Source organism: Chloroflexota bacterium (genome assembly GCA_034717495.1).
Classification (GTDB): domain Bacteria; phylum Chloroflexota; class Anaerolineae; order JAAEKA01; family JAAEKA01; genus JAYELL01.
The window spans coordinates 1-11,223 of the sequence record JAYELL010000073.1; the positions used below are offsets into that span (position 1 = coordinate 1).

General features: G+C 58.6%; 8 protein-coding genes. 5 read left to right on the forward strand and 3 right to left on the reverse strand.

What is annotated here, in order from left to right:
* Window positions 1–168 precede the first annotated feature (168 nt).
* The 3 genes from U9R25_13805 to U9R25_13815 all read left to right on the forward strand — a co-directional run bounded on the left by U9R25_13805 (window position 169) and on the right by U9R25_13815 (window position 3,951).
* Window positions 169–1,410, forward strand: coding sequence for a damage-control phosphatase ARMT1 family protein (locus U9R25_13805; GenBank protein ID MEA3336982.1), 1,242 nt, complete (start codon window positions 169–171; stop codon window positions 1,408–1,410).
* Between the two features lie 49 nt (window positions 1,411–1,459).
* Complete coding sequence (locus U9R25_13810) at window positions 1,460–2,092, forward strand: class I SAM-dependent methyltransferase (protein MEA3336983.1); 633 nt, start codon at window positions 1,460–1,462, stop codon at window positions 2,090–2,092.
* A gap of 656 nt (window positions 2,093–2,748) precedes the next feature.
* Window positions 2,749–3,951: a vWA domain-containing protein gene (locus tag U9R25_13815; protein MEA3336984.1), complete on the forward strand. Its 1,203-nt coding sequence runs from the start codon at window positions 2,749–2,751 to the stop codon at window positions 3,949–3,951.
* 141 nt (window positions 3,952–4,092) lie between these two features.
* Here the strand turns inward: U9R25_13815 and U9R25_13820 are convergent, their stop codons facing one another.
* Together U9R25_13820 and U9R25_13825 are read right to left on the reverse strand one after the other, a co-directional pair.
* The gene (locus U9R25_13820) at window positions 4,093–5,598 is read right to left on the reverse strand and encodes a hypothetical protein (protein MEA3336985.1); all 1,506 of its coding nucleotides are present in this window, start codon (window positions 5,596–5,598) and stop codon (window positions 4,093–4,095) included.
* 6 nt (window positions 5,599–5,604) lie between these two features.
* Window positions 5,605–7,299, reverse strand: coding sequence for a M3 family oligoendopeptidase (locus U9R25_13825; protein ID MEA3336986.1), 1,695 nt, complete (start codon window positions 7,297–7,299; stop codon window positions 5,605–5,607).
* 278 nt (window positions 7,300–7,577) lie between these two features.
* Here U9R25_13825 and U9R25_13830 point away from each other — a divergent pair, with 278 nt between their 5' ends.
* Complete coding sequence (locus U9R25_13830; GenBank protein MEA3336987.1) at window positions 7,578–8,546, forward strand: tellurium resistance protein TerC; 969 nt, start codon at window positions 7,578–7,580, stop codon at window positions 8,544–8,546.
* Between the two features lie 41 nt (window positions 8,547–8,587).
* On the opposite strand, the gene ablA is transcribed toward U9R25_13830, so the two are convergent.
* On the reverse strand, window positions 8,588–9,985 hold the full coding sequence (gene ablA, locus U9R25_13835; GenBank protein ID MEA3336988.1) for a lysine 2,3-aminomutase: 1,398 nt from the start codon (window positions 9,983–9,985) through the stop codon (window positions 8,588–8,590).
* 276 nt (window positions 9,986–10,261) lie between these two features.
* On the opposite strand from ablA, the gene U9R25_13840 reads away from it, so the two are divergent.
* The gene (locus U9R25_13840; protein ID MEA3336989.1) at window positions 10,262–11,104 is read left to right on the forward strand and encodes a DegV family protein; all 843 of its coding nucleotides are present in this window, start codon (window positions 10,262–10,264) and stop codon (window positions 11,102–11,104) included.
* Window positions 11,105–11,223 lie beyond the last annotated feature (119 nt).

Genomic DNA, 11,223 nt, shown 5'->3' on the forward strand with positions numbered 1-11,223 from the left:
AGTTGCACATAGTCGGTCATGTCGGGCTTTCCGAAGTCCATTGGGTACCTCCTTGTATGGTTTGGTCACCATTTGAGATACCCATGTGGCCGACTATGTCAAGTTTTTGAGTTATGCACACCCCTCACTTAAGTAAGTGTACGCAAATTGAACCGGAAATCAGATTCCATGGTCCATTTTTATGCCTCCTCCCTCCTCCATACAGCGCCGCCGGCGGGGTATCCACCGCTTCTCTTAACCTCCGAACCAGGATCCTTTGCCCGTTACACCCTGGCTGTGCGCGTGCCCGATATCCTCCAGGATATCATCGACAGCAATGACTTTCCCGTCGACATCATCGACGCGCTCAACACCCTGCGGGATGAGATCACGAGCGGCTCCGTGCGTAATCTGCAGGAAGACGCCGCAGATCGCTCGTTTTGGGACCTGGCCAACGTCCCCCATGTTGGCAAAAGCTGGCTCGACGTGCCCTGGTATTGGGCTGAAGCTTACCTCTACCGGCGAGTGCTGGAGGCAACCGGTTATTTCCAACCAGGACCCCGGCAGGGAGCCGATCCCTACGCAGTCAAAAAGGCGACTGAATGGCAGCCTGACGTGGCGCCCCAATCGGTCGAGGCGCTGCTTGATCAACTGCAGGGCGACGTCGAAACGCGTTTGCGCTGGCTGCTCAAAGGCAGCCTCTGGGGTAATCAGGCCGATCTGTGCTATGCAGCCGTTGCCGAGTTGGCCCGGCAACGCCGCGGTGCCAGGTTGGATGAGCAGGATGCCTACCTCCTGGTCGATGACTCCAGTGCCATCGCGGGCTTTCTCCTGGAGGCAGCGACCGGCAAGGCGCCTCCATCCATCGCGATCGTGGCCGACAACGCCGGCACCGAGCTTGCCATGGACCTCACCCTGGCCGATTATTTACTCAGTACCCAACTGGCGGGCCAGGTCACCTTCTTTCTCAAACCCCAACCCTACTTCATCTCCGACGCCACGATCCGCGATGTCTTCGCCGGGCTCCAGGCATTGTCCCGCGGAGGCCCCCACACCACTCTCGCCGCGCAGAGGCTGTGGACCCATCTCGACGCTGGAAGGCTTCTCCTGAAGACCCACTGGCATTTCGCCAGCAGTCTCTTTTACTTTCAACTGCCGGAGGATCTGAGCAGCGATCTGGCATGCCATGCCTGCGTCATCTTCAAAGGGGATGCCAACTATCGTCGATTGCTGGGCGACGCGCATTGGCCGGCCACCACGCCGCTGGCGCTGGCGACCAGCTATTTTCCAGCACCCTTGATCATGCTGCGTACCCTCAAGTCAGAACTCGTCGTAGGACTTGAAACCGGACAGGCTGCCAGACTGGCTGGCGAGGACCCCAACTGGTTGGTGAACGGCCGCTACGGTGTGATTCAGGCTGACCTTCGCTGAAACGCGGGACCAATGTCCCCGCCTGCACAGCGGCATAGGATGTCAATGCATGGTGAACTCCGACCCCGGACGCGTTGTCCACTATCAGCAGATGTACGACCGCATGGCGCCCTTCTATGCCGGCGCAATGCGTCTTATTCCCCCCTGGCGCCGTTATACCGAGCAAGTGCTGCCCTGGCTCTATGACCTGTCGCCAGAAGCGACCGTCGTCGAGATCGGCCCCGGCCCCGGGGTCCTGCTCGAAAAACTGACCAGGCTGTTCCCTGTGACCATTGGCCTGGATCTCTCCACCGGCATGCTGCAGCGGGCAGCCGAACGCCTGGAGGATCGCGGCCTGCCGCCGCGCCTGGTGCAAGGCAACGCTACCAGCCTGCCCCTGGCCACGGAAAGCGTCGACGCAGTGGTGGCCACCTTTACCTTCAGCGCGATTCCCGATGGTGAACGGGCCATGATGGAGTTCGCCCGCGTCTTGAAACCGGGTGGGCAGGTGATCCTGGTGGATGCCGGCGAACCGGCCGACGGCAACCCGATGGGTGTTGCGCTGGCCCGGCTCTGGGAACGCTTCGACGACTTCATGCGGGAGGAGGCCGACCTGATGCGCCTGGTGGGGCTCACCGTGATCGAACGCCGGGATTTCGGCGCCTTCGACAGTATCCGCCTGGTGATGGGCAGAAAAGAATAGCTAATGAGAGGCTGCCGTGGGCAATATCCCGATCAACTTGGCCAGAGTCTCAGAAGGTGCCCGAACCGCAAAAAGCTGTTGATCGGTCCGTAGTCGATTTGAGGGACTAGATGTCTGGCTACGATCGCTATCTAGCCCGCCACGCGAGCTCCAGTTCACTGAAGCTCATCAGCGAGATGTTCGGTGCAGAGATAGACCTGGCCGCGCGCGTAAAGCGAGGGCACTGACGAGCAGTAAGGTCGCCAGTGCCAATCTGATACTGAGATTTGTGCTGATTGCACCCACCTGGGCCTGCCCGCCGCAGGTCCGACAAGGCTGGATCAGCCACGCGATTCTGATGCCATGGCACACGGCATCTGGTAGATCGTCTGGCGCCATCTCTCACGGCTGCATTTCCTCCGTTCTACGCAGAGAAGACTTCTACTATTGGGGTAAGAAATAATATCTTACGCAAATTTGAAAATAAAATCTAACGTTTCGTTGAAAAAATTGACACCCACGGCCGTCTGTGATTCACTCCCAGTGTATCCTCGTGACCAGTAAAGTGTCCGGGGGGTAACAGCATATAGGTTCCATATCTTGAGTCTAAGCTTTCAGGCTCAGCCATTTATGTCTGCCCGTTTTACTATCCAATCGGGCATATAAGGAGATCCACATTGAAAGCCCGACTCGTTTCCGCAGTCATACTCGTTGCTCTGTTAACGATGAGCCTCAGCATCACCATTGGGGCAGCGCCACCCGCCCTGCAAACCCCAAACAGTATTGAGATCGGCTTGCTGGTCGATGGCTCCGGCAGTATTTCAGCCCCCAACTTCATCCTCATGAAAGACGCCATCGCCGCCGCGATCGAGGACCCCACCTGTGTACCCCAGGATGGCGTCCTGAACCTGACAGTGATCCAGTTCTCCAGAGTTGCCCGGGTCGAGCTGACGCCAATCCAGATCACGGCCGCCAACGTGGCCTCAGTAGCCCAAACCATCCGCGACATCGACCAGTACGGCGACGCCACCAACTACGAGGCTGGCCTTAACCTGGCCGTGGCAACCATGCCGCTGATCGCCGACTACAAGGCTATCAATATCGTCACCGATGGCGTGCCTACGGTCGGTATTTTTGATCCCTTTTTGCTGCGCGCCATCCCGCAAGACGCCGGCATTGACGAGATGGATGCCGAGGGTATCGCAGTGGGAACTGGGGTGACATTCCTTGAAAACCTGGTTTTCCCCCAACCCGCCTCTATCCACCCACCGGAACCCTGGCCCCCCGCGGCGCCTGGCTGGGTCCGCCTGGTCGAGGATTTCAACGACCTGGAGTCGTCCATCTGTGAGAAGTTTCAGGTGTTGATCGAGCCCACGCCGACGCCAATTCCGCCCACGCCGACGCCAATTCCGCCCACCCCAACCCCAACGCCTGAACCGGGCGAGATGGGTGTGCCGTTGGACATTCATCCCACCTCCTGCCCCAACCCCATCAACACCAAGTCCGGGGGGCTAACCTCTGCGGCCCTCCTGGGCACGGCGGATTTCGATGTCACGCAGATCGATCCGGCTACGATAGTGTTGTTCAATGCCGGGTTACAGGATCCCATCGAGGTATCGCCCCTGCGCTGGGCTTTCGAGGATGTGGCCACCCCCTTTGAGCCCTACCTGAACAAGCCGCTGGACATCTACGCCTGCACCGAGCAGGGCCCGGATGGCTACCTGGACATAACACTGAAGTTCCGCACCGGAGAGCTGGTGACCGCCATGGGTGAGGTTAACGATGGGGACGCCCTCATCTTGACCCTGACTGGCAACCTGCTCGATGGCACCCCCTTCGTGGGCGAGGATGTCGTCAAGATCGTAAAGAAGGGCAGGTAGCCGGCAGGCTCCGCGGCGCACAGGCCAGGATGGCAGCCACCTGCTGCACTAAGTCTGTGTTGTCGGCCCCATGATATCTACTCCCCCCCGGTCGTCCTGGCCGGGGGGGATTTTATTCCGGCCAGGCACCCCAGGTCTTAGTCACCGAAAACAGGCTTTCCTCCCTGCCGGAACCAGGACTCGGTGCTGGACAACCGGGTCAAGTGGATTGTGCGAGCAAAAGTTAACGAGGACTGCGCCAGTGCCAGTGATTTCAAGCGCAGTTACAGTGACCATACCCCTTTCCTGGACGTAGTGGTAGGTGTATAGATGGCCAAAGCCCGCGTACCAAATATCTTTCCTGCCCTTGATGTGGTCGATATGGCGTCTAATGGCCGATCCTTCCGACCAGTCGTGGCGCCAGGGGTGAATATACAGATGATAGATCCCGTGCTGTGCCCCGACCGTGTCAAAAAGGCTGTTTAGAAAGGCGCTGCCTCGATTGTCCCCGCATATGGATAGCCCGATTCTCTCAAATAACCCATCGGTCTCGCTCCATGCCGCAAAGGTGTGCACACCGTGTTCGACGCTCCTCTCGGCAAGGTATCCATACTGACTCAGCTTGGAACGCAACATCGAATCTGATAGCCCGTACGGATCGATGTAAGCAGCCACATATTCCGTCGAGCCCTTTGGAAATGGAGGATTGAGGTGTTCCTTAATATCCGAGCTGCAGCCGCCCACTTCGGAGTCATAGTCCGGGTATGGAAGCCATGGATGGGTTCTTGAGTGGCAGGCCGGCTCGACGTAACCCTGATCGATGTAGGTTTGGATATCTGCCCAGCCTGGGCCGCTGATCATGCCGGTGTTTATCGCCGATGTGAACCAGATCCGAGCTTCGGTGAAAGCCTCGTAGGCCGAATGGAAGTATTGGTGGGACCAGTCTGCTTCGTCGTCTCCCGTCACGACCACGGCGGCTGCTCTGGCGTCGTAGTACCGGGTGATCTGTTCGAACACTGCAGGGACCGGGGTCCCGCCAGGGTCGACGAATGTCAGATAGATGTCGTCGCTCTCGGCGCCGAAAGCAACAGAGACAAAGACCTTGTCTGCTGTGTAGTCGAAGCGAACTGCTTCGATTCCGTTGAAGAAGTCCTCGCCAGTTCTTTCGGCCAGCAATGTCCACTGCCCGTCCGGTTCAAATCGACGGTAGATCCTCAAGCTGGATGAGCCAGGTGGGATCCTGAACTGATAGGTTACGGGGTAGGCCAGGCCGTAATCGGCATGGGCCGTCGAGTCTGCCGATATCCTGAAACAGGGCTGGAAATCAGAAGCCGGGAAACTATCGATCAACGGAATAAACAGTTGGTGAAGAGTACCCGGTTGTGCATTGTTGTCATCCTCCCAGGTCTGCCCCACGTGGTCACGGATGTTGTCGCTGGCCCAGGTGCCGGCCTCGTTCCAGTGCCCGGCGGTCAGCTGGATGTCGTTGACATCGATGGTGCCGCTGTGATTCACGTCGCAGGCGGGGTTGTAGTTGCCACCCGATGTGCAGCCGTCATTGTCCAGCGATATCTGTTCCTGGGCGCCTGCCGCAATAGCCAGGGTACCCAGCAGGGCAAACGCAATGGCCAGGGAAATGAGCCGCAGCAGAACTCCTGTGAACTTCATCGCTCACTACGTTTCCAGCAATGCCAACTGATCCCGAATCAGAGTCATCAACTCGCCGACGATCTGGCGGTCAAAAGCGAAGGTGGCGCCGGCAACCTGGAAAAGCTCTGGCAACGACCTCGTGTAGCCCAATGCCAGGGCAGCGCGGTAGTCGGCGATGGCTTTGCTTTGATCCTGCAACGCGTTACGCCATACCTGCAGTGCGCCCAGCTGAGCCAATCCATACTCGACGTAGTAAAAGGGCACGCCGAATATGTGGCCCTTGCGATGCCAGCCGGTCTCCTTTTCTGCCTGAAAACCGCTATAGTCCACACCTGGCATGAAACGGTCCAACAGATCACTCCACTTGGCATCGAGCTCGTCACTGCTAACACTTTCCGGTGCATCCACGTACACCCAGTGCTGGAAGGCATCCACCACCGCCATGTAGGGAAGGAAAAAGACCGTTTGTTTTAGCTCCTGCGCCTGGGCGCGCCGGGCATCGGCCTCTTGGTAGAACCCTCCTTGCTCCTTGCGCCAGTATGGGGCTGTCAGCAGCTCCATGCTCATGCTGGCCACCTCGCAGAACTCCATCTGTGCGTTGTGATTCCAGATCAGGGGCTGGTGTTGTGATTCCATGACATGAAAGGCATGCCCCCCTTCGTGGAGCAGGGTGGATACATTCTGGTGGGTGCCGACGGCGTTCATGAAGATATAGGGTTTTCCACTGACCGGGAACTCGTTGCAGTAACCGCCGGGCGCCTTGTTTGGCCGCGATTCCAGATCCAGATAACCATCCCGCATGACGGCGAAATACCCGCCCAATACAGGGTCGAGATTGTCGAAGATTCGTTGGGCGCCTGCTTCCAACTGAGCCACATCCTCAAATGGATGCAATGGCTCACCGTAGGGGTCGACCTGGGTGTCCCAGGGGCGGACCTGGTCGATCTGGAGCTGCCCAGCTAACTCACGATACAGTTCCGACGCGAGGGGCACAACCTCATGTTCGATGGCATCATGGAAGGTGAAACAGTCTTCGGGGGTGTAGTCGAAACGTGAGAGCTTTTGCCAACGATAAGCGCGGAAATCGGAGAGCCCCGCGGTGGGGGCAATCTGGCGCCGGAGGGGCAGCATTTCCAGGTACAGCTCATTTAACCGATCGCGATCCTGGAGGTAGCGCTCCATTATCAGGCGCCAAACTGCCTTCCGTGTTTGCCGGTCCCTGGATTCCAGATGTTGCATGGCCTGGGGCAACGTCTCCGTTTCACCCTGCCATTCGATATTCATGGCGCCCACGATTTTATTGTAATCGTTGCCGAGCATTTCCAGCTTACTCTCAATGGGCACATTGTCCTCGTGGAAAATATCCGCCTCGGTCTGGAAACGTTGCATCAGCACAGCCGTCTCGCCGGTTGGCTCATAATCTTCCACGGACAACAATTTCTGCTTCAGAGCCTGGTTGGCAATACTCGTCTGGGGCAGAATCACTTCGATATATTGCTTGAAGCGCTCTTCGGCAGCTTCGTCAGCGGTATTTTCTGTCACGTCCCGGTAGATCTGAGCCTCGGTTTCGTCGATGACCGAGACGAGACCGCTCCACTTTTTTAACCAGGGCTCGACCGAATCAGCGCCAAGCGGTTCGGCCAGCAACTGGTCGACATAGGGTTGGACCGTTTCCCAGTCCAAAGGATTCACGTCGGGATAGTTTCCGTTGTCTGACATCTTTCTCTCCATTTCATGCGGATTAGGATTAGGTGCGATCATCAGGATTCTACTGCACGCGGTGACAAGGATGCAAATCGCGCCAATCTCGAAACTGGGATCGTAACCGATCAGCTTCCGGGAAGCCGAGCGGCGAGACATTCAACTTGCGGGAACCTGGGAGCTTCCTGCCAGGTCAAGGGAGGGACCATGCCCAATCTGACAGCCATCCTGCTTTTTGCTGCAGGAACGTAATGGGTATAATGGCTGACAGACTGTATTCTCAAAGGATATTTATCTTGAATCTTGCCGAGGGTTTCCCCATCGATCTTGCCCTAGTAACCATCATTATCCAGCTGATCTTTCTGGAGGGCATTCTCTCGATAGACAATGCCGCCGTGTTGGGTGCCATGGTATCCGTCCTTCCCGACGACAAGCCAGTGCCCTATCCGGAGCGCCTGAAGTCGTTGCAGCCCTTTACCGACAGGGTGCTGGGCATGCAGCGCACCGCCGCACTCAAGGTGGGTTTGCTGGGGGCCTACTTTGGCCGTGCTCTGATGCTGCTGATCGCCAGTTTCATCATCCAGAATCTCTGGTTGAGGCTGCTGGGGGCCGCCTATCTGGTCAAGTTATCGATCGATCACCTGCCCCAGTACATGCAGGAAGATGATTCCGATGGCGTGTCCGAACAGGATGCCCATTCAGCCGCTGTCGCGGCAGCCGGTGCCAGTTTCTGGATGGTGGTGCTGCAAGTGGAGTTGGCGGACCTGGCATTCAGTCTCGACAATGTAGTGGTGGCCATATCCCTGTCCGAGAAGCTATGGGTTGTTCTGCTGGGCGTTGCCATTGGCATCGTGACCATGCGCTTTGCTGCGGGGATATTTACCCATCTGATCGAACGGGAACCGATCCTTGCCCCGGCGGCCTATGTGCTGGTTCTGGCGATTGGCCTGCGCCTGCTGCTGGAAGACCTGCACCTTTTCGAATTCCCGGGATGGTACGAAGACAACAAGGAATGGATCCAGTTTGGCACCTCGGTGGCGATACTGGTGCTGGCGGTGGTCTACGCGCACAGTCCTCTGCTGCGGCGGATATTCCGGCCGGTGTTTCACCTGATCGGTCGTGGCATGGAGGCGATCAACCAGGCAATCAGCTGGCTGTTCAAGCCGGTCGCGGGGCTATTCAAGAGCATCTTCCAGGGGATCAAACGGCTTATTCCAGGCGTTGGTGGCGATAAGGATCAGCCGCCGCCGTCTGAGGCACCGTGAGGCTCCACAGGGGCGCAGAGTATCAGAGTGTCCGTAGACGGTCAGTCCGGGTCCTCAGTTTTCGGCGCCTCGATAGATGCTGTCCCGCCTGTCGAGTCGGAGTCCACGGTCTCACCCACCAGGAAGGGTTGCCATTTGTCGCTGTTTTCCCGCAGCCGGTGTATGGCGCCGCCCCGGGCATGGGTTGCGTCGAAATCCTGAGGTCGAATCGCCATTCGACGGCCTTCCAGGAGACTGGTGATTCCCTCCTGCCCTGCTTCTTCCCGGCGAGTGATCTCCTTCTCCAGGTGTTTGACCTCGCTGGGGTCGTAGTCCAGGGGTTCGGAATAGGTTGTGATGTAGCCCTCGTAGTTGCGCAGTACCACCTTGCCCGGGGCCTGGCTGACCACGTAGTTGGGCATGACGGGGATTTTGCCGCCGCCGCCAGGTGCATCGACCACGTAGGTCGGCACCGCGAAGCCGCTGGTGTGGCCACGCAGCCCCTCCATGATCTCAATTCCCTTGGCAACGGTCGTTCGAAAATGCCCCGCGCCTTCTACAAGATCAGCCTGGTAGAGATAGTAGGGTCGAACCCGCATTTTGACTAGCTCGTGCACCAGTTGTCGCTGGATGTGGACCGAATCATTGATCCCTGCCAGCAGCACGCTTTGATTACCCAGCGGAATGCCGGCATCCGCCATCCGCTGGCAGGCCTGGCGCAACTCGGGGGTGATCTCTTTGGCATGGTTCACATGGATGTTGATCCATAGCGGGTGGTATTTGCGCACTATCCCGGTGAATTCGTCGGTGATTCGCTGGGGCAGGAAAACCGGCACGCGGCTGCCGATGCGCACGATTTCCACGTGGGGAATGGCGCGCAGGTCGGACAGGATGCGGTCCAGGAGTTTCGGGGGCATGGTCAGCGGGTCGCCGCCGCTCAACAACACATCCCGGATTTGCGGGGTGCTGGCGATGTAGTCGATCTGGGCCTGGTGCTCATCGCGACTGAAGGTGGCCGCGGCGTCCCCGACGATGCGGCTGCGGGTGCAGTAGCGGCAGTAGCTGGCGCATTGGGTCGTTACCAGCATGAGCACACGGTCGGGATAGCGATGTACCAGCCCGGGAACGGGTGAATGGGCATCCTCCGCCAGCGAATCCTCCATCATCGAGGTGAATGCCCGTAGCTCCCTACCCAGCGGAACGACCTGCCTGCGCACAGGGCATCTTGGATCGTGGGGGTCCATCAGTGTGGCGAAATAGGGGGTGACGTCCACCCGGAACTTGTCAGGTGAAGAGAGCCCTTCCTCTTCCTCTTCGGTCAGGTCCAGCACCTGGGCCAGTTCCTCAAGGCTGTTGAGGCGCTGACTCAACTGCCATCGCCAGTTGTTCCACTTCTCGTCTGGAATGTCTCCCCATACTCGTTGGCGGGTTTCCCGGGCCTGCGCTTGCCATCTTTCCATCGCCTGGTCGCCTGTCACAGCCATTGTGGTCATAGTCTCATCATCTCCTCGATATGAAATAGAGCCAGACCGGCTTGGGCCGAGGCTTTGACCCTGATGCGGACTGGCAAAAGCGATCATACCACAGCCAAAATGGGGTGTCAATTGGTTATCGGGACCGTCGCGTTCCTCTGGCTTGTTCAGGTTAGGTGTTGCTGCTCGATGGCTTTCAGTCTATAATTGGTTCCTCGCTACTTGCCGAATCAACCAGAGGCATGGCGGACGAAAGGATTGACTATGGCCATCAAGGTGGTTACCGACACGGGCTGCGATCTACCAGCATCGTTGCTGGAAGCGTATGATATCCACACGGTGCCGTTGATTCTGCGTCTTGGTGATGAAGAGATGCTCGATACCGAGACGTCCCGGGAAGAACTCTGGCACCACCTGGATGCCGGACTGCCCTTCCAGACATCGGGCCCACCGGTCGGCGCCTACGAAGCGGTCTATCGTCCACTGGTTGAGGCGGGCCACGAAGTCGTTTGCATCGCCCTGACGGGTGCCCATAGTGTGACCTACAGCAGCGCCTGGGCAGCCGCCCAATCCTTCGGCGATCGGATCAGCGTATTCGATTCCTGTTCCCTCTCCCTGGGCTATGGTCTGTTAACGCTGGAGGCGGCGCGTCTGGCTGCTGACGGCGCGGATCGGGACACTATCATGGCTGCAATGGAGGAAATGCGGGGCCGGTTGCAGGTTCGCTTTTTTTTGGAGAACCTGGATCAGATACAGCGTGGGGGACGGCTTGCTGCCCTGATGCCGGTGATCAAACGTCTGGGACGGACGCTCAATATCAGGGCTATTCTGATACTGGACGACGAGGGGCGCATCACGTTGATGGGACCTGCCAGGGGAAGGCGTGGCGCTATCAGACGTTTGATCAATGAAGCAGTGGCCGATGGCCCGCTGGAGCAGGCAGTTGTCGGCCATGTGCGCCGGCCAGACGAGGCCCTGGCCATGGCTGACACCCTGGCGACCCGCAGCGGATTGCCCCGCGATCAAATCCTGGTGATCGAGTTGGGAGCTGTGTTCGTTGCCCATGCGGGAGATGGTATCCTGGGGGTGGGGACCATCGCGCGGTAAGCAGGTTGCGGAGGGTCAGCGTCCCCGCGTCCCCGCGTCCCTGCGTCCCTGCGTCCCCGTGTCCCCGCGTCTCAGCATCCCCGCGTCCCCGTGTCCCCGCGTCCCCGTGTCCCCGCGTC